This window comes from Massilia sp. BHUDP2, from assembly GCF_046236355.1.
Taxonomy (GTDB): domain Bacteria; phylum Pseudomonadota; class Gammaproteobacteria; order Burkholderiales; family Burkholderiaceae_D; genus Telluria; species Telluria varians.
In genome coordinates, this window is sequence record NZ_JBJUVW010000001.1 from 2,285,572 (window position 1) to 2,304,756 (window position 19,185).

General features: G+C 68.3%; 12 protein-coding genes. 8 read left to right on the forward strand and 4 right to left on the reverse strand.

Annotation, left to right across the window (positions count from 1 at the left end; all coding sequences use genetic code 11):
- Positions 1-122: 122 nt before the first annotated feature.
- From ACK6C6_RS10325 to ACK6C6_RS10355, 7 genes are all read left to right on the forward strand, one after another.
- Positions 123-1,418, forward strand: coding sequence for an extracellular solute-binding protein (locus ACK6C6_RS10325; RefSeq protein ID WP_409267214.1), 1,296 nt, complete (start codon positions 123-125; stop codon positions 1,416-1,418).
- 8 nt (positions 1,419-1,426) lie between these two features.
- Complete coding sequence (locus ACK6C6_RS10330) at positions 1,427-2,311, forward strand: carbohydrate ABC transporter permease (protein WP_409267215.1); 885 nt, start codon at positions 1,427-1,429, stop codon at positions 2,309-2,311.
- A complete protein-coding gene (locus tag ACK6C6_RS10335; RefSeq protein WP_409267216.1) occupies positions 2,308-3,153 on the forward strand; it encodes a carbohydrate ABC transporter permease in 846 nt (281 codons plus the stop codon). The genes ACK6C6_RS10330 and ACK6C6_RS10335 overlap by 4 nt, the downstream gene beginning before the upstream one ends.
- A 13-nt stretch (positions 3,154-3,166) precedes the next feature.
- Positions 3,167-4,273, forward strand: coding sequence for an ABC transporter ATP-binding protein (locus ACK6C6_RS10340; protein ID WP_409267217.1), 1,107 nt, complete (start codon positions 3,167-3,169; stop codon positions 4,271-4,273).
- 29 nt (positions 4,274-4,302) lie between these two features.
- Positions 4,303-5,319 carry a LacI family DNA-binding transcriptional regulator gene (locus tag ACK6C6_RS10345; protein ID WP_409267218.1) on the forward strand — a complete coding sequence of 339 codons (1,017 nt, stop codon included), beginning with the start codon at positions 4,303-4,305 and terminating at the stop codon, positions 5,317-5,319.
- Between the two features lie 142 nt (positions 5,320-5,461).
- The gene (locus tag ACK6C6_RS10350; RefSeq protein WP_409267219.1) at positions 5,462-8,263 is read left to right on the forward strand and encodes a TonB-dependent receptor; all 2,802 of its coding nucleotides are present in this window, start codon (positions 5,462-5,464) and stop codon (positions 8,261-8,263) included.
- Between the two features lie 9 nt (positions 8,264-8,272).
- Entirely contained in the window at positions 8,273-9,247 is a 975-nt protein-coding gene (locus tag ACK6C6_RS10355) for a glycoside hydrolase family 43 protein (protein ID WP_409267220.1), read from the forward strand.
- Positions 9,248-9,405: 158 nt separating this feature from the next.
- Here the strand turns inward: ACK6C6_RS10355 and ACK6C6_RS10360 are convergent, their stop codons facing one another.
- The 4 genes from ACK6C6_RS10360 to ACK6C6_RS10375 form a co-directional block, all read right to left on the reverse strand.
- Positions 9,406-10,356: a 2-hydroxyacid dehydrogenase gene (locus tag ACK6C6_RS10360; RefSeq protein WP_409267221.1), complete on the reverse strand. Its 951-nt coding sequence runs from the start codon at positions 10,354-10,356 to the stop codon at positions 9,406-9,408.
- Between the two features lie 68 nt (positions 10,357-10,424).
- A complete protein-coding gene (locus tag ACK6C6_RS10365; protein ID WP_409267222.1) occupies positions 10,425-13,232 on the reverse strand; it encodes an EAL domain-containing protein in 2,808 nt (935 codons plus the stop codon).
- A 146-nt stretch (positions 13,233-13,378) separates the two neighbouring features.
- Positions 13,379-15,226 (reverse strand): glutathione-regulated potassium-efflux system protein KefC, encoded by a 1,848-nt coding sequence (gene kefC / locus ACK6C6_RS10370; protein ID WP_409267223.1) that lies wholly within the window; start codon positions 15,224-15,226, stop codon positions 13,379-13,381.
- The gene (locus ACK6C6_RS10375; protein ID WP_409267224.1) at positions 15,216-15,788 is read right to left on the reverse strand and encodes an NAD(P)H-dependent oxidoreductase; all 573 of its coding nucleotides are present in this window, start codon (positions 15,786-15,788) and stop codon (positions 15,216-15,218) included. The genes kefC and ACK6C6_RS10375 overlap by 11 nt, the downstream gene beginning before the upstream one ends.
- A gap of 158 nt (positions 15,789-15,946) precedes the next feature.
- On the opposite strand from ACK6C6_RS10375, the gene ACK6C6_RS10380 reads away from it, so the two are divergent.
- Positions 15,947-19,165, forward strand: a complete 3,219-nt coding sequence (locus tag ACK6C6_RS10380) for a PAS domain-containing protein (protein ID WP_409267225.1) — start codon at positions 15,947-15,949, stop codon at positions 19,163-19,165.
- Positions 19,166-19,185 lie beyond the last annotated feature (20 nt).

The window sequence follows — 19,185 nt, forward strand, 5'->3', positions numbered from 1 at the left end:
AGCAAAGGAAGGATTCTACACCCTCGGGTGTGATGCCTACAGGACAGCCCTTGTTAATAATTATTTGCTAGTATTAATGATAAAACAGTGGCACCCCAACGAGAACGACCCAGGAGACAGGCTTGACCCCATTCACGGTGCGCCTCGCCGGCGCGGCGATCGCATGCGCCCTGTGCGCGCCCACGTCCGCCAAAGCGCAGATCGAGGTGCGCATGTGGACGCTGCTGAGCGGCGGCGACGGCGCGCGCATGTCGGCGCTGGTCGAGCGTTTCAATGCCAGCCAGCGCGAGGTGCGCGTCACCAGCACCACGCTCAAGTGGGGCGAACCCTTCTACACCAAGCTGATCACCTCGTCGGTGGTCGGGGCCGGGCCGGACATCGCCACCGTGCACCTGTCGCGCATGACCAACCTGGCCGGCGGCGGCGTGCTGCGCGCGATCGCGCCGCCGGAGCTGGCGGCAAGCGGCTTGCGCCCGGGCGACTTCTATCCGCGCCAGTGGCAGAAATCCCAGCACCTGGGTCGCACCTATGCGATCCCGCTCGACCTGCATCCGCTGGTCCTTTACTACAACAAGACGCTGGTCGGACAGGCCGGCCTGCTCGACGCGTCCGGCGCGCTCAAGCCGATCCAGGGCATCGACGCCCTGGACGACGCCTTCCGCGCGGTGCGCCAAGCCACCGGGCGGCCCGGCATGACGATGGAAAGCAGCCAGAGTTCCTATGCGATCTGGCGCCTGTGGATCTCGATGCTGGCGCAGCGCAACGCGCCTCTGATCCAGAACGGGCGCTTCGCCTACGGCCCGGTGGGCGTCGATTCGCTGGCGCGCGTGGCGCGCTGGTTCCAGCAGGGATACGCCCAGCCGGGCCTGGACTACGCGGCCTCCACCAGCCAGTTCATGGGTGGCAACGCCGGCTTCATGATCAACGGCGTGTGGGAGGTGCCGGAGATGGTGCGCGCAACGAGAAGCGGCACCCTCGGCTTCGAATACGGCATCGTCCCGCTGCCGCGTATGTACGGCAACGACAGCGTCTGGGCCGATTCGCACGCCTTCGCCATTCCCGCCAATGAGGGGCGGCCCATGTCGCCCGAAAAAGCGCGCGCCGTGATGCGCTTCATTGCGTTCGTGAGCAAGAACTCCTTCGGCTGGGCCGAGGGCGGGCACGTGCTGGCCTACCGGCCGGTGGCGGAGTCGCCGGCTGCCCGGGCCCTGATGCCGAACCGGCTGTACGCAGACGTGCCGCGCCACGTGATCTACGACCCGGACGCCTGGTACATGGGGGCGGCCGGGCCGCTCGAGGCGATGGCCTCGAAATACCTGCCGGCGGCGCTGTCGTCGCAGCTCACGCCTGCGCAGGCCCTGCGCATGTTCGAAACCGAGGCAGCGCGCATGATCAAGAAGCGCCCGCCGCGCTACTAGGAGCCAGCATGGCATCTGCCCGTTCGACCCAGGCCAGGCGCGGCGATGGATTGCCGGCGGCGATGCTGCTGGCGCCCTTCGCGCTCGCTTTCCTGCTGTTCTTCTTCCTGCCGGCGCTCGATACCTTCTACATGAGCCTGACGGAGAGCAGCCTGACGCGCACCAATGCCTTCATCGGTATCGACAACTACGTCACGCTGGTGCAGGACCCCTCGTTCTGGGCCGCAGTCGGCAACACCTTCTACTTCGCGCTGCTGACGGTGATTCCGCTGACCGCCCTCGGCCTGCTGATGGCGCTGCTGGTGAACCGCTTCACCCGGGCGAGCGGCTGGCTGCAGGGCGCCTTCTTCCTGCCGTATGTGCTGCCGATCTCGGTCATGACCCTGATCGCCGACTGGATGCTGCAGCCGTCGTCGGGGGTAGTGAATTACGTGCTCGGCATGCAGCGCGCCTGGTTCGCCGACCTGACCTGGGCCATGCCGATGGTCGCCATCGGCACCATCTGGTGGACCGTGGGCTTCAACATGCTGATGTTCCTGGCCGGCCTGCGCAACATCCCGGCCGAACTGTACGAGGCGGCCAGCCTGGACGGCGCGCGCGGCTTCACCCTGTTTCGCACCATTACCTGGCCGGCGCTGCGGCCGGTGGTAGGGATGGCGCTGGTGCTGCAGCTGATCGCCTCGATGAAGATCTTCGGCCAGACCTACATCATGACCACGGGCGGGCCGTTCAACACCACCCGGGTCACGCTGCACTACATGTACGAGACCGCCTTCACCCAGAGCGATGCGGGGTACGCGGCCGCGATCGCGGTGGCTTTCGTCGCGATCGTGATCGCGCTGTCGCTGGCCCAGGCGGCCTTGGTGCGCTGGCTGGCGCGGAGGGATGCATGAGGATGCACGCAAAAGCGCCCGGAAACGTGGGCTGGACCGTCATCGGCGCGCTTGCGGCGCTGCTGCTGGCGGCGATGTGGGTGGCGCCGCTATTGTGGGCCATGAGCACCGCGTTGCGGCCCGAGCACGAGACGGTGTCCGCCGTATTCCACTGGCTGCCGCAGGACTGGACCCTGGAAGCCTTCGCCAAGGTGCTTGCCGCCGGCAACGTCGGGCGCTGGCTGTTCAACAGTGCCCTGGTGGCGCTCCTGGTGACGATCGTGACCATGGCGCTGTCCCTGATGGCGGCCTATGCCTTTTCCCAGCTGCGCTTCAAGGGCCGCGGCCTGGTGTTCGCCATCGCCATGCTGGCCTTCCTGGTGCCTTTCGAGGCGCTCCTGGTGCCGCTGTTCCGGATGATGAACCAGCTCGGCCTGATCAACAGCTACGCCGGCATCGTGCTGCCCCAGGTGGTGGCGCCGGTGGTGATCTACGTGTTCAAGCAGTTCTTCGACGCCGTGCCAAGCGACTTTCGCGAAGCGGCCGTGATGGACGGCGCCGGGCCGCTGCGCATCCTGTGGAGCGTCTATCTGCCGGTATCCGGCAACATCGTGTGGGCGATGGCGATCGTCACCTTCATCGGCGCCTGGAACAACTTCCTGTGGCCCTTCATCATCGTCACCTCGAACGACATGATGACGATCCCGCTGGGCCTGACCCAGACCTACGACGCCTTCGGGGTGCGCTACGCCCAGCTGATGGCGGCGGCGCTGATCGGCGCGCTGCCGGTGGCGCTGGCTTATGTGCTGTTCCAGCGCCGCGTCACCCACGGCTTCCTGGCGGCCACGGGATTAAAAGGATAACAAGGGAGAGCCAATGTCATCAGTGCGCCTGCAGGGCATCACGAAACAGTATGAGGATAATCTGGTCATCAAGGGCATCGACCTGGACATCGGCGACGGCGAGTTCGTGGTACTGGTCGGTCCCTCGGGCTGCGGCAAGTCGACCCTGCTGCGCATCGTCGCCGGCCTGGAAGACGTCAGTTCCGGCACGGTGGAAATCGGCGGGCGGGTCTGCAACGACGTCGAGCCGTCCAGGCGCGGCATCGCCATGGTGTTCCAGAGCTATGCGCTGTACCCGCACATGACGGTGGCCGAGAACATGGGCTTCGCCCTGAAGCTGGCCGGCGTGCCGCGTGCGGAGATCGCCGAGCGGGTCGGGCGCGCCGCCGAGATCCTGCAGATCGGCCACCTGCTCGAGCGCCGGCCCAAGGCGCTGTCGGGCGGCCAGCGCCAGCGCGTCGCGATCGGGCGCGCCATCGTGCGCAAACCCGAGGTCTTCCTGTTCGACGAGCCGCTGTCCAACCTGGATGCGGCGCTGCGCGGCCAGACCCGGGTCGAGCTGGCGCGCCTGCACAGGGAACTGGGTGCCACCATGATCTACGTGACCCACGACCAGGTCGAGGCCATGACCCTGGGCCAGAAGATCGTGGTGTTCAACGGCGGCCGCATCGAGCAGGCCGGCACGCCCCTGGAGCTGTACGAGCGTCCGGCCAACCGTTTCGTGGCGGGCTTTCTCGGCTCGCCGCGCATGAACTTCCTGCCCGGGATGCTGGCGGGCGAGGAGGGGCCGGCGGTGCACGTGCGCCTGGCCGGCGGCACGCTCGTCGATGTGGCCGCGGATGCTGCACGCGCCGCGCCGGGCGCCGCCGTGACGCTGGGGGTGCGACCCGAACACCTGCGCGTGGATGGAATCGATGCGGGCGGCATTCCCGCCACGGTGGCCCTGGTCGAATACCTGGGCGATTCCACCATCGTCTACGCCCAGGTCGAGGGCCTGGCGGAGATGGTCGCGCTCAAGTGCCGCCCCGACAGCGCGTGCCCCGAGCGCGGCGAGCGCGTCACGCTCGCCTTCGAGCCGGGCCACGGCCACCTGTTCGATGCCGACGGCGCCGCGCTGCCGCGCGCGCCCCTGCCGGCATGAGCGATCCGGGCCGCACGCGGCGGCCCACCATGACCGACATCGCCAAGCTGGCCGGGGTGTCGCAGTCCACCGTGTCGCTGGTGATCAACCACATGAGCGGCGCCAAGGTATCGAGCGCGACGCGCAACAAGGTGCTGCGCATCGCGCGCGAAATCGGCTATCCGGTGGAGCGCCTGGGCCATCCTGCGCCGGCCCAGGCCCGCAACCTGGTGGTCTACCTCACCGACGAACTGTCCACCAGCCCGCATGCGATGACCACCATCGACGGCGCCCGCGACGGCGCCTGGGAGCACGACTGCCTGCTCTCGGTGTACGCCACCCGCAACGATCCGGAGTACGAAGGGGCGATACTGGCCCGCGTGCTGCTTGACCCCGCGCTGCTGGGCGTGGTCTACGCCACCATCTTCACGCGCGCGGTGACGGTGCCGGCGCTGCTGGCGCAGGTGCCGACCGTGCTCCTGAATTGCCACCAGAAGGAAAGGCGCGAGCGCCAGTTCTCCTCGGTGGTGCCGAGCGAGGTATTGGGCGGTTATGCCGCCACCATGCACCTGATCGAGGCCGGCCACCGGCGCATCGGCTTCATCAACGGCGAAGGCTGGATCGAGGCCGCTTGCGAGCGCCTGAAAGGCTACCGCCAGGCCCTGTCGAGCCGCGACATCCCGTTCGACGCGCAACTGGTACGGGAAGGGGACTGGCAGGTGAGCAGCGGCCACGCCCACGCCCAGGCGCTGCTGGCCTTGCCCGATCCGCCGAGCGCGCTGTTCTGCGCCAACGACCCGATGGCCGTCGGCGCCATCGAGGCGGTGCGCGAACTGGGCATGGACGTGCCAGCTCAGGTGTCGGTGGTCGGCTACGACGACCAGGATATTGCCCGCTATACCCAGCCGCCACTCACCACAGTGTTGTTACCAAACTACGAAATGGGGCGCTGGGCAGCAGAAAATTTGATTGCGCAAGTGCACGGCGGCATCTCCCGGCGCACCGCCATGAAGATGGATTGCCCTCTGGTGGCGCGCGATTCGGTGGCCTCGCGCGGCCTGTTCTGAAGCGGTCTCGAGTGCGCCATCGCGGTGCGAATTCGGATAGCTTTTGTCATATTGGTCATAAATTATGACTAATAACGACGCGAATATCGGCCGGCCCGTCCGCCCCAGGACGCAGGCACGGCCATCGACCCAGGAGACCTCGATGAGCACCTTGAAAGTCCGGCCAGTCTGCGCGGCCGTCATGCTGTTGTGCGCCCACATCGGCTTCGCCGCCGCCCAGGAAACGACCCAGAACACTGTCCAGTCCCAGTCGGACCAGGCCAGCCAGCCGACCGCCGACAGCGCCGCGGCGGCGCCCGTCCCGGCAGGCGGCGGCATCGCCACGGTGACGGTGGCGGGCATCCGCAGCAGCATCCGCTCCGCCGAGCAGATCAAGCGCGACAGCGAGCAGGTGGTGGACTCGATCAACGCCGACGACATCGGCAAGTTCCCCGACCGCGCCGCCGGCGACGCCCTGCAGCGCATCGCAGGCGTGCAGGTGGGTCGCGACCGCGGCGAGACCAGCAGCGTGATCATCCGCGGCCTGCCGGACGTGGCCACCACCTTCGAGGGCAACGAGATCTTCACCGGCACCGGGCGGCGCCTGTCCTACCAGGACCTGCCGGTGCAGTCGATCGCCGGGCTGGACGTGTACAAGTCGGCCACCGCCAACCAGTTCGAGGGCGGCATCGCCGGCGCCGTCAACGTCCGCCTGCGCGCGCCTTTCGACTTCAAGGGCTATACCGTCAGCGGCTTCCTCGAGGGGCGGCGCCAGTATGTCGAGGGCAGCGAAGCACGCAAGGAAAAGACCAATCCCGGCGGCGGCATCCTGATGAGCAAGCGCTGGCAGACCGGGGTCGGCGAGATCGGCGTGCTGGTCGACGTCGCCTACAACAAGGAAAACTGGGCCATGCCGGTGCAGTGGGTCGACCGGCCCGACCGCATCTTCTCCGTCAGCCAGGACGGCACCGCCACCCGCCTGAACGACGACCAGCCGATCGCGCCGCTGCGCCCGGGCGACCGGCTGGGCGAGCTGCCCAACATTGGCGGCATCTACAACGCGGGCGACCGCGAGCGCGGCAGCGTCCATGCGGCGCTCCAGTGGAAAGTCAGTCCCCAGCTTGAAGCGTCCGCCCAGTACCTGGGCACCGGCTACGGCACCAGGAACGAAGTCGACTACATCCTCAATATCGCCACCTGGACGCCGCGCCTGACCAACGTGGTGCTGGCGCCGCAGGGCGACTACTGCAACACGCCCGCCGGCGTGATCTGCCCGATCCAGGCCGCCAGCGCGCCCGCCGCCCGCTTCGGCGGCCCCTACGATTGGGACCCGTACACCGCCACCAGCACCTGGGGCGTGAAGGAGCACACTGCCACCCACTACCTGAATTTCGCCGCCAAGTACCGGGAGGGCCCGCTGTCGGTGGACAGCAACCTGGCCTTCAGCCGTTCGGATTACGTCAACGACACCGTGATCGTCGACCAGCAGATCCCGGGCGCCAGCTCCTCGGTCTACACCTACGGGCGCGACGGCCACGGCGGCTACAACGCGATCACCACCCCTGCCAGCAGCAATGCGCTGCGCGACCCCAACCAGTTCGTCCTGCGCGGCATGGTGCAGAACTGGGGCGAGTCGCGCGGCAAGCAGACCCAGTTCCGGACCGACGCCGTGTACCGCCTGGGCGACGGCTTTCTCACCGCGCTGACCGGCGGCATCCGCTTGTCCAACCGCGACGTGAGTTTCCACGGCGGCGAACGCGCCAACGACCTGCCGGGCGGCGTACGCCCGTCGCCGGTGGCGGCCCTCGGCCCGTCCTTCCAGAGCCTGGTGCCGGGCCTGGACCGCCTGGGCGGCCCGTGGTACACCCCATCGCGCGACTTCCTGATCGACCAGGCCGACCAGGTGCGCGCCTTCTATGGCCAGCCGGCCGGCCGCGTGGCGGACGACCCGATGCGCCTGTTCGAGCAGCGCGAGCGTACCGCCACCTTGCACCTGGGCGCGCGCTGGAAGGCGCAGATGGGCACGGTCGGCGTGACCGGCAACGTCGGCGGGCGCCTGGTCAAGGTCGACCGCAAGCTGGAAGGCAACTTGCGCGTCGGCGACACCATCACCCCGATCAACGAGGACAGCGACGAAACCAACTTCCTGCCGAACGTGTCGGCCGTGCTGAACTGGACCGATCGCCTGCAGTCGCACCTCAGCATCGGCAAGACCATCACCCGGCCGGCATTCACCGACCTGAACCCTGCGCTGTCGCTGATTCCGCCGACCGTGAATGCGCCGGGCACGGGCTCGGCGGGCAATCCGCAGCTCTCGCCGACCGAATCGATCAACAGCGACGCCACGCTCGAGTACTACTTCAAGGACAACGGCTTCGCCCAGATCGCCCTGTTCCACCGCGATATCGACGGCTACCTGCAGCGCATCGAGGGGAACGAAACCATCAACGGCGTCAACTACCGGGTGACGCGTCCGCAGAATTCGGGCAAGGGCAAGCTCAAGGGCGCCGAATTCGGCATCCAGAAGTTCTTCGACTTCCTGCCGGGCGCCTGGAGCGGCCTGGGCGCGCAGTTCAACTACACCTGGACCGACGGCGAAAACCAGACCCGCAACGCGGCCGGGGAGTACCGGACCACGCCGCTGATCGACGTGGCGAAGAGCAGCTACAACTTCGCGCTGCTCTACGAATACGGCGGCTGGACCGGCCGCCTGGCGGCGACCCGGCGCGGCAAGTACGTCGAGCAGATCGCCGAGCCGCGCTTCGGCCAGGACCGCATCGTCAAGGCCTCGACCTACGTCGACCTGAGCGTCGGCTACGCCATCACGCCGAACCTGACGCTGAACTTCGACGCGATCAACCTGACTAAAGAGCGTTATGAGAGCTACCTGGGCGACCCGATCCGCCCGCGCGACATCCGCTACAACCCGACCACCTATGGCCTGAGCCTGCGCTATCAAATGTAAGGGGGCCCGATGCTGAAGACTTACTGCAACCCGGTCTATCCGGAGATCATGGCGGACCCCTTCGTGCTCAAGCACGAAGGCCGCTACTACGCCTACGGCACCGCCCCCGACGGCCCCGGCGGCGGGCGCTTCCCGGTGCTGGTGTCGAACGACCTGGTCGACTGGCACCGCGCGGCTTATGCAATTCTTGCGCCCGCCGATCCGGGCAACGACCACTTCTGGGCGCCGGAAGTGGCTTTTAGCGAGGGCAAGTTCTGGATGTATTACTCGCGCGGCGACGTCGAGGGCAAGCACCAGAAACTGCGGGTGGCGGTGGCCGACAATCCGGTCGGCCCTTTCGTCGACCAGGGGGTACTGCTGGTGCCAAACCTGCAGTTCTCGATCGACGCCCATCCGTTCCGTGACCAGGACGGCCAGTGGTACCTGTACTACTGCGTCGACTTCCTCGACCTGGAGGACGACCACCGCATCGGCACCGGCATCGTGGTCGACCGCCTGGTAAGGATGGATCGCCTGGCGGGCGAGCCGCGCACGGTGGCCCGCCCGCACGCCGACTGGCACCTGTTCAAGAAGCAGCGGGCGATGTACGACGCCGTCTACGACTGGCACACGGTGGAGGGCGCCTCGGTGCTGATCCACGGCGGCAAGTACTACTGCTTCTACAGCGGCGGCGCCTGGGAAAAGGAAAACTATGGGCTCAGCTACGTGGTGGCGGACCATCCGCTCGGGCCGTTCACCCGGCCCGAGGGCAGCGACGAGGCCCTCCTGATGCGTTCGCGCCCCGGGAAGGTGATCGGCCCGGGCCACAATTCCTTCACTACCTCGCCGGACGGCAGCCAGGACTGGATCGTGTACCACGCCTGGGACACCGCCATGACGGGGCGGCGAATGTGCATCGACCGCCTGGTGTGGGATGGCGGCCGCCCGACCACGGCGGGCCCGAGCTTTACACGCCAGCCGGCGCCGGCGGGGCTAGTAATCTAGTCTCGTCAGTTTGCGGCGCACGTAGGGTGGGCGGCTCGTAATCCGGTCCACTGGACCGGATTACCCCACGCGGTGATAGTTGGGACTTGAAGAGCTGCACGGGTAGCATTGCCGTGATTTGACCGCGTGGGCGGGAGACCCGCCCACCCTACCTAAGATCAGGGCAGGACCGGGCTCAAGACTGGCCTGCCGGCGAAGTGCGCGCGCAGGTTGTCGAAGCACAGCGTGCGCATCGCCAGGCGCGCCTCGACAGTGAGGCTGCCGACGTGCGGGCTCAGCACCGTGTTGTCGAGGGCGCACAGGGCCGCCGGCACCTGCGGCTCGTCCTCGAAGACGTCGAGCGCGGCCGCGCCCAGGCGCCCGGAGGACAGCGCCTCGACCAGCGCCGCTTCGTCGACCACACTGCCGCGTGCGATATTGACCAGGATGCCGTCGGGTCCGAGCGCATCGAGCACCGCCGCGTCGACGGCATGCCGGGTGTCGGGCCCGCCCGGCGTGCACACCACCAGGTAGTCGCTGGCGGCGGCCAGTTCCCGCAGCGAAGCGCTGCGCAACCGCGGCTCCGGCCCTTCGCTACGCTGGAAGTAGCGGATCTCGATGCCGAAGCCGCGCAGGCGGCTGGTGACGGCCTGGCCGATACGGCCGTAGCCGTAGATGCCGGCCACCTTGCCGCGCAGGCTGCGCGAGGGCAGCAAGGGGCGTTTCTCCAGCCAGTGGCCGGCGCGCACGTAGCGGTCGAGCTGGGGCAGGCGCCGCGACGCCGTGAGCAGCAGGCTCACTGCGAGGTCGGCCACGTCCTCGGTCAGCACGTCCGGCGTATTGGTGACGACGATGCCGCGCGCGGCCATCGCCGGCAGGTCGACGGCATCCAGGCCGACCCCGTGCACGGCCACGATCTCGAGCCGCGGGAAGCGCGCCGCGGTGGCGGCATCGATGCCGACGGTGCCGGTGGTGAGCACGCCGCGCACCTGGCGCGCCGCGCCCTCGAAGAACGCGGCGGTCTCGGCAGGCGTCATGCGCCCCAGCACATGGCAGGCGAACTCGCCTTCCAGGACGGCCAGGGCCGTCTCCGGCCAGACATTTCCCACTACCGCGACCACTGGTTTCATTCCTGTTCCCTTGCTTGCCAATCGAAGCGATATCCTACACGGTCGAGGATGCCGGCGCAGTCTGGCGCTCAGGCGGCCGCCGCCAATCCGCAGACCAGCTCGCGCAGCCGCGCCAGCGGCATCGGACGCGCCAGGTAGTAGCCCTGGGCCTGGTCGCAATGCGCCGCGCGCAGGAAGGCCAGCACCTCGGCGGTCTCGACGCCTTCGGCCACCACGGCCATGCCGAGCGCGTGCGCCATGTCGACGAAAGCCTTCACGAAGTCGACCGTGGCCACGTTCTCGTCCTGCTGCATCAGGAAGGAGCGGTCGAGCTTGAGCACGTCGATCGGGAAACGGCGCAGGTAGGCCAGGCTCGAATAGCCGGTACCGAAATCGTCGACCGCGAGCTTGACGCCCAGGCGCTTGAGTTCGCGCAGCACCGCGGCGGTGTGCTCGATGTCCTCGATCAGGGCGCTTTCGGTCAGCTCGAGCTCGAGGCAGTCGGGCTTCAAGCCGGTTCTCGCCAGGATCTCGCGCACCTCGGCGGCAAACGTCGCCTGGGCCAGCTGGCGCGCCGACACGTTGACCGACACCACCACCTTGCGCCCGCTTTCCTTCATAAGCTCACGCGTGCGCAGACAGGCTTCTTCCAGCACCCAGCGTCCGATGCCCACGATGAGCCCGGTCTCCTCGGCGATCCCGATGAACTGCTGCGGCGGGACCTGGCCGCGCTCGGGGTGGTTCCAGCGCACCAGCGCCTCCATGCCGTACAGGGCGATCCCGCCGGGGCTGGCCGCGCACAGCGCGTAGCGCGGCTGGTAATGCAGTTCGAACTCGCCGCGCGCCAGCGCCGGGCGCAGCGAGACCTCGAGCGCCATGCGCGCCTGGGTGGCCACCGTCATTTCCGGCTCGAAGAAGCGGTAGCGGTTGCGTCCGGCGTTCTTGGCGCGGTACATCGCGGTATCGGCAGTCTGGAACAGGATTTCGCGGGTCTGGGCGTCCTGCGGGTACATGCTGATGCCGATCGAGGCGCCGACGATCACGTCGATGCCGCCGATCTTGACCGGCGCGGTAAGCAGGTCGAGCAGTTTGTCGGCGATACTGGCCGCGGCCCTCTGGCCGCTGGCGCAATGCGCGGCCACCACGAACTCGTCGCCGCCGAGGCGGGCGATGATGTCGGTCGGACGGATCACCCGGCGCAGGCGGGCGGCGACTTCGCACAGCAGCACGTCGCCCATCTCGTGGCCAAAGGAGTCGTTGACTTCCTTGAAACGGTCGAGGTCGAGGAACATCACCGCGACCTGCGACCCGTAGGGGCAGGCATCGAGCATCTGCTGGACGCGCTCGCCGAGCAGGGCGCGGTTGGGCAGGCCGGTCAGGGTGTCGTGGGTGGCCAGTTCCTGCAGGCGGCTCTCGGCCGCCTTTCGTCCGGTGATGTCGGTCATCAAGCCGGTGAGCGACAGCGCGCGCCCGTCGGGGTCGCGCTTGATGCTGCCGTTGAACAGCACGTGGATGTCGGCGCCGTGGCGGTGCTGCAGCACGGCCTCTACGCCCTGCACCGCGGCGGGGCGCTCGTCCCCGGTTTCCAGGGAGGCCAGCGGGAAGGACACGAACAGCTCGGCCAGGCGCAAGCCGAGCAGCATCTCGCGCGGGTAGCCCGACAGCGCGCACAGGGCCGGGTTGACGTCCAGGAGCAGGCCGTCGCGGCCGGCCAGCAGGTAGCCCGCTGGCGTCATCTCGATCACTTCGCGGAAGCGCTGCTCGCTCTCGCGCAGCTGGCGCTCGGCCTCGGCGCGGTCGCTGAGGTCGCGGATCACGGCCAGGAAGAATTCCTCGCCTTCATCGTCGAAACGCGAGATCTGCACTTCCGCCGGGAACACGCTGCCATCCTTGCAGCGCTTGTCGGTGCGCAGCAACTGGGCCTGGCCGGCGCGCAGGCCTTCGAGCAGCGCGCGCCCCTCGGCGAAGCCGAAGTTGATGTCGGTGGCGAGCATGCTCTGGAACTCCTCGCGGCGGTAACCGAAGCGGGCGCAGGCCTGGTCGTTGACCGCGACGATGCGCAGCGCGCCGTCGACGATCATGATGCTGTCGCCGGCCTGGTTGAACAGCTTGCGGAAGCGCTGTTCGCTCTTGCGCAGCCGGTGTTCGGCCTCGCGCCTGGCGGTGATCTCGTGGAAGTAGACCGAGATGCCGTCCGCGTGCGGATACACGCGCACTTCGATCCAGACCTGGCGCGGTTCCCAGAAGGTTTCAAAGGTATCGGGCTGGCGGGTCTCCATGGCGCGCTGGTAGCGTGGCAGGGAAGTGGAAAGCCGCAGGTCCGGGGCGATCTCCAGCAGGGGATGGCCGATGGCGCCGGCCGCGTCGACGCCGACGAAGTCGCCCGCCTTCTGGTTGGCATAGGTGAGGCGCCAGCCGCCGTCGATGGCGAAAAAGGCATCGCCGATGCTCTCCAGCATGCTGTTGAGCGCTGCTTCGGAACGCTCCAGCGCGGCTCGCGCCTCCTGCTGGCCGGTGACGTCGCGCGCGATGACGAAGGTGCGCTGGTGCGCTTCCGACCAGCGAGCCGCGACCGACAGCTGGATCTCGCGGCCGTCCCTGCGTCGCAGGCGCACCACGATGTCGGGGCGCGCCGGATCCCTGGTCCGCAGGCCATCCTCGATATGGAGCGCCTGGGCGTGCTGCTCCGGATGGATCAGGTCATTGAAATGCAGGCCGACGAGCTCGCACGGCTCGTAGCCGAGCAGGGCGCGCGCCGCGGCGTTCACGCGTAGCACGCGCCCGCCCGGGTCGAACACGACCATCAGGTCGAGCGCGTTATCGATCAGGGCCGAATTCTCTTCGGCGAGCGCGGCCAGCCCGTCCGGCGAGGAGGTGGAATTATCCAAGGTAGTCAAGAATGTCGCGGCGCAGCCGCTGCTGGTGGGATGCGGCCTGCTGGCCACGGGCGGAGTATAACCATTTCCGTGCGGAAACCGCTTCGACCGAGCGAAATTACGACACTCGTCTATACAACTTTCCGCGTGCGGCGCCGGGGCCTTGTTCAATCGATACCGCGGCGGCGGCCGCGTTCATCTTCCTCGTCGCGGTCCTCGTCGCCTTGCCCTTCGCGTTCGGCGCGAATGGCCACGAAGTCGCGCTCGAACATCGCATGCAGCTCCTCGCGCGCGCGGCGCGCCATCGAGGCGTACTGTTCGCGGTCCTTGTAATAGGGGTAGACCTCGAGCACGCTCTTGAGGTTGTGCTCGCGAAAGCGCATGGCGGCCTGGCGCGCGAAATAGGCGCCGAAGCCGAGTTCCTCCATCACGCGCCGGCCCAGCATGAGCGCGGACTCGAAGGTCTCGCGTTCGATCACGGTCACGCCCAGGTCCATCAGCTCGTAGTAATGGGTGACGTTGCGGGCGCGCGCCAGGATCGGCAGCTCGGGAAACTCGGCCCGCACGGCGGCGGCCAGCTTCAGGCTGTCCTCGACGCCGTCGACCGACAGGACCAGGGCGCGCGCGTGGTCGGCGCCGGCTGCGTGCAGCAGGTCGATGCGTGTGGCGTCGCCGTAGAAGACCTTGAAGCCGAACTGGCGCAGCGTGTCGATCTGGTCGGGGTCGTGGTCGAGCATGGTCAGCGGCACCTGGTTGGCGTGCAGCAGGCGGCCGACGATCTGGCCGAAGCGCCCGAAGCCGGCGATGATCACGTGGCCCTGGTTGGCGTCGATGGCGTCTGGCTCGCGCCGGCGCAAGCGCTGCCAGCGCGGCTCCAGCACGCGGTCGTACAGGATCAGGAGCAGCGGCGTGGCCAGCATCGACAGCGCCACCACCAGCACCAGCGTGGACGCGGTTTCCGGCGCGAATACCCGGCTTGTCACCGCTGCGCCGAACACCACGAAGGCGAACTCGCCTCCCTGCGACAGCAGGAAGGCGAACAGCACGCGCTGGCGCCCCGCCATGCCGAAGAAGCGCGCCAGCAGCCACAGGAGCGCCAGCTTGATCGAGAGGAAAGCCGCCGCCATCAGGACGATGCGCCCGGGCTGGGCCAGCAGCACGCCGAAGTCGACCGACATGCCGACCGCGATGAAGAACAGCCCGAGCAGCAGGCCCTTGAAGGGCTCCAGGTCGGCCTCGAGCGCGTGGCGGTATTCGGAGTCGGCCAGCAGCACGCCGGCCATGAAGGCACCCAGGGCCATCGACATGCCGCTCCAGGCCATCAGGAGCGATATCGCGATGACCAGCAGCAGGGCAAACGCGGTGAAGATCTCGCGCAGGCCGGTGCGCGCGATGAAGCGCAGCAGCGGCCGGACCAGGAAGCGGCCGGCCAGCACCAGGCCGCCGATCACGGCTGCGGGCAGCAACAGGCCGCTCCAGCCGCTGTCGGGGTGGGAATCGGGCACGCCCAGCAGCGGCAGCAGGGCGATCATCGGGATCGCGGCAATGTCCTGGAACAGCAGGATCGAGAATCCGGCCTGGCCGGCCGGGGTCGGAATCAGGTTCCGTTCCTGCATGGTGGTGAGTGCGATCGCGGTCGAGGACAGCGACAGGCCGAGGGCGGCAATGAGGGCGGCCTTCCAGCCGAAGCCGGCTGCGAGCGCCGCCGGCAGCAGCGCCGCGGTCACCCCCAGCACCTGGAGCGTGCCCCAGCCGAAGATCGAGCGGCGCAGCGCCCACAGGCGGCGCGGCTCGAGCTCGAGGCCGATCACGAACAGCAGCAGCACCACACCGAATTCGGCGAAATGCAGGATGTCCTCGACTTCGCGGATCAGGCCCAGGCCCCAGGGACCGATGGCGATCCCGGCCAGCAGGTAGCCAAGCACCGCGCCCAGGCCGAGGCGCCTGGCGATGGGCACCGCGACCACCGCCGCGGCCAGGTAGACCAGCGCGTTGAGCAGCATGTCATGCTCCATCGGCGCCTCCCTTGGCGTCGTCCGCGCCGCCCGCAAGGCGCACCAGCAGCGCGCGCAGCGCGTCAGCGTGCCTGCCGGCGGCGCCGCTGTCGGGCGCATCGGCCTCGTAGAACACGTGCGGCGCCAGCCAGTCCATGCCGCAGGCGCTGGCGCTCTGCGCGAGCGGCGCCAGGTAGTCCGCCAACGGCCGCCCGTGCAGGCCGCCGGGCCGGTAATCGGGGGCGCTGCCGGCGCAGGCCACGGCCGCGAAGGCGCGCTTGTCCGCCAGGCGGCCCGGTTTGGCGGCCGCCCAGGCGGGCTTGAACACGCTGTCGAACCACTCCTTGAGCAGGGCCGGCATCGCATACCAGCCGAGGTGGAACACGAACACGACCAGCGGTGCGGCCTTGAGCAGCTCGCGCTCGCGGCGCACGTCGATGTAGAAATCCGGATACAGCTGGTACAGGTCCTGCACCTGGACCCCGGGCAGGCCGGCGAGGGCATCGGCGATCCGGCGGCTGATGCGCGAGCGGTGCAGCGACGAATCGGCGAAGACGACCAGGGCGCGAAGATCGGGTGTCATGCATGCTTTCTGCGGGTGCCGGGTGGGGCGATGGCAGGATTGTACATACCGCCAGCGGATCGGTTGTGTCTTGCACGCGTAATGACACGACACATTCGTGTTTCATTGTATGCACTGGGATATTACAATTGCCGTTCTACAAACGGAATCGAACCAGCATGGCGCACCCGGAAGTCGCAATACCCAGACCCTTCGCCCAGGGCGGAGGCGAACTTGGCAAACTCATCGACGCATTCGACTGGAGCGCCACCAGTCTCGGACCCATCGCCGGCTGGCCGCCGCTGCTGCGCAACACGGTCGACCTGATCCTGCGTTCGCCGGTACCGATGGTGACCATGTGGGGCCAGGACGGCACCATGATCTACAACGACGGCTATGCCCGCATTGCCGCCGAGCGCCATCCGCAGCAGCTGGGCGTGCCCGTGCGCGAAAGCTGGCCCGACGAGGCGGCCTTCAACGACAACGTGATGCGGGTCTGCATGGCCGGCGGCACACTGTCTTACCAGGACGCCGAGCTCGACTTGCGCCGTCATGGCGTGCCCGAACTGGTCTGGCTCAGCCTCGACTATTCGCCGATCGTCGCCGATGACGGCAGCGTCGCCGGGGTGCTGGCCCTGGTGGTCGAGACCACCGACAAGGTGCGCGCGCAGCGCCAGCAGGCCGGGGTGCAGGAGCGCCTGCGCGCCATGTTCGCCCAGGCGCCCGGCTTCATGGCCATGCTCACCGGCCCCGATCACCGTTATGAACTGGTCAACGAAGCCTACCTCGGGCTGGTGCAGCGCGCCGACATCATCGGGTGCAGCGTGCGCGAGGTCTTGCCCGAAATCGCCTCCCAGGGCTTCCTGGCCTTGCTCGACCAGGTCTACGCCACGGGGCTGCCCCATACCGGGGTCGAGACCGGGATCTGGCTCACCGGCGCCGACGGCGGCAGCCGCCGGCACTACCTGGACTTCGTGTTCCAGCCGGTGCGCGACGACGCGGGCGCCGTCATCGGGATCTTCGTACAAGGCAACGACGTCACCGAGCGCGTGCTTGCCGAACGGGCGGTACGCGAAAGCGAGGCGCGTTTCCGCACCTTCGCGCAAGCCATGCCGGCCCAGGTCTGGGCCGCCGACGCCGGCGGCAAGCTGAACTGGTTCAACGAGAAAATCTTCGACTACAGCGGCTATCGGTACGAGGAGCTGCGGGCCGATGGTTGGGGACGCATGATCCACCCGGGCGACCTGCACGCGCTGCGCACCCGCTGGACCGAATCGGTGGCCACAGGCGTGCTGTTCGAGGCGGAGGCGCGGCTGCGCCGTGCCGACGGCAGCTATCGCTGGCACCTGAACCGCGCATTGCCGCTGCGCGGCGACGATGGGCAAGTGACGGGATGGGTCGGCACCAATACCGACATCGAGGAACAGAAGAACACCGCGCAGCGCTACGCCGCCCTGAACGACGACCTGCAGGGCCAGGTGGCCCTGCGCACGGCCGAGCGCGACCGCATGTGGCGGCTGTCCAAGGACATCCTGCTGGTGTGCGCCTTCGACGGCCGGGTCGAAGCCGTCAGTCCGGCCTTCGGCGCGCTGCTGGGCTGGCAGGAGACCGACATCCTCGGCAAGAACTTCCTCGACCTGGTGCATCCCGAGGACCGCTCCTCCACCATTGCCCAGATGGCGGCGCTTGGACGGGGCAACTACGTGAACAAGTTCGAGAACCGCTACCGGCGCAAGGACGGCAACTGGTGCCTGCTGTCCTGGACCGCGGCCCCGGACGAGCGCTACGTGCATGCGATCGGACGCGACATTACGGCCGACCGCGAGCAGCTCGAGACCATCCGCCGCACCGAACTGGCGCTGCAGCAGTCGCAGAAGATGGAAACCATCGGCAAGCTGACCGGCGGCGTGGCGCACGACTTCAACAACCTGCTGCAGATCATCTCCGGCAACCTGCAGCTGCTGCAGATGGCCGAGGCGGCGCGCAGCGCCGGATCGACCGACTGCGCGCGCTGGATCGAGAGCGCACGTTCCGCGGTGGACAAGGGCGCCAAGCTGGCCAGCTACCTGCTGGCTTTCGGGCGCCGCCAGCCGCTCGAGCCCAAGGTCATCAGGATCAGCCGCCTGGTGGCGAACATGGAAGACCTGCTGCGCCGCTCGCTGGGCGAAGAGATCGAGATCGAGATGGTGATCTCCGGCGGCCTGTGGAACACGGCGGTCGACGTGGCCCAGGTCGAGAACGCGCTGCTGAACCTGGCCATCAACGCGCGCGACGCGATGGACGGCAGCGGCCGCATGACGATCGAAGCCACCAATGCGGTGCTCGACGACCTGTACTGCCGCGCCCACGGCGACGTGATTCCCGGCCAGTACGTGATGCTGGCGGTGACCGACACCGGCTGCGGCATGCCGCCGGAAGTCGCCAGCCGCGCCTTCGAGCCCTTCTATTCGACCAAGGAAGAAGGCAAGGGCACCGGCCTGGGCCTGTCGATGGTGTACGGCTTCGTGAAGCAGTCCGGCGGCCACGTGAAGATCTACAGCGAGGTGGGGCAGGGCACCACCGTCAAGCTCTACCTGCCGCGCTCGACGGCCGCCGAGGAGCCGCTCGGTCCGGTCGAGTCGCAGCAGGCCGTGGGCGGCAGCGAGACCATCCTGGTGGCCGAGGACGACGAGGCGGTGCGCGCCACCGTGGTCGAAATGCTGTCCGGCCTGGGCTACCGCGTGCTCAAGGCGCCCGACGCCGCCAGTGCGCTGGCGGTGATCGAGAGCGGGGTGCCGATCGACCTGCTGTTTACCGACGTGGTCATGCCGGGGCGCCTGCGCAGCCCCGAGCTGGCGCGCATGGCGCGCGAACGCCTGCCGAACCTGGCGGTCCTGTTCACCTCGGGCTATACCGAGAATTCCATCGTGCATGGTGGGCGCCTGGATCCGGGCGTCGAGCTGCTGGGCAAGCCCTACACCCGCGAACGCCTGGCGCGGCGCATCCGCCAGGTGCTGGCCGGGCAGAAGCGCCGGCCCGAGGCGCCGCCGCCACCGGTCGAGCAGGCCAGGAGCAGCAGCCTGTCGATCGTGCTGGTCGAGGACGAGGAGAGCATCCGCGCCAACACCGCGACGCTGCTCGAACACCTGGGTCACCGGGTGCAGTCGGCGCCCGACGCCGAGGCGGCGCTGCCCTTGATCACGGCCGGCACCGACGTCCTGATCACCGACGTGCAGCTGCCCGGCATGTGGGGCGATGCACTCGCGGCGCAGGCGCGCTGCAACGCGCCGGGCGTGCGCATCGTGTTCGCCACCGGGCACGGGGAGGTGGCGAACTGGCCGGATGCGGTGGTGCTGCGCAAACCTTACGATCTGCAGAGTCTGGTGCAAGTCCTGGGTCAGCAGGGCGTCACCGCCTGAGCAGCCGGCCTGGTCCTACA

Excerpts from the sequence above, each read along its gene's own strand:
- ACK6C6_RS10330 (WP_409267215.1), top strand. The coding sequence starts at position 1,427 with ATGGCATCTGCCCGTTCGACCCAGGCCAGGCGCGGCGATGGATTGCCG.
- ACK6C6_RS10335 (WP_409267216.1), top strand. The coding sequence starts at position 2,308 with ATGAGGATGCACGCAAAAGCGCCCGGAAACGTGGGCTGGACCGTCATC.
- ACK6C6_RS10340 (WP_409267217.1), top strand. The coding sequence starts at position 3,167 with ATGTCATCAGTGCGCCTGCAGGGCATCACGAAACAGTATGAGGATAAT.
- ACK6C6_RS10345 (WP_409267218.1), top strand. The coding sequence starts at position 4,303 with ATGACCGACATCGCCAAGCTGGCCGGGGTGTCGCAGTCCACCGTGTCG.
- ACK6C6_RS10350 (WP_409267219.1), top strand. The coding sequence starts at position 5,462 with ATGAGCACCTTGAAAGTCCGGCCAGTCTGCGCGGCCGTCATGCTGTTG.
- ACK6C6_RS10355 (WP_409267220.1), top strand. The coding sequence starts at position 8,273 with ATGCTGAAGACTTACTGCAACCCGGTCTATCCGGAGATCATGGCGGAC.
- ACK6C6_RS10360 (WP_409267221.1), bottom strand. The coding sequence starts at position 10,356 with ATGAAACCAGTGGTCGCGGTAGTGGGAAATGTCTGGCCGGAGACGGCC.
- kefC (WP_409267223.1), bottom strand. The coding sequence starts at position 15,226 with ATGGAGCATGACATGCTGCTCAACGCGCTGGTCTACCTGGCCGCGGCG.
- ACK6C6_RS10375 (WP_409267224.1), bottom strand. The coding sequence starts at position 15,788 with ATGACACCCGATCTTCGCGCCCTGGTCGTCTTCGCCGATTCGTCGCTG.
- ACK6C6_RS10380 (WP_409267225.1), top strand. The coding sequence starts at position 15,947 with ATGGCGCACCCGGAAGTCGCAATACCCAGACCCTTCGCCCAGGGCGGA.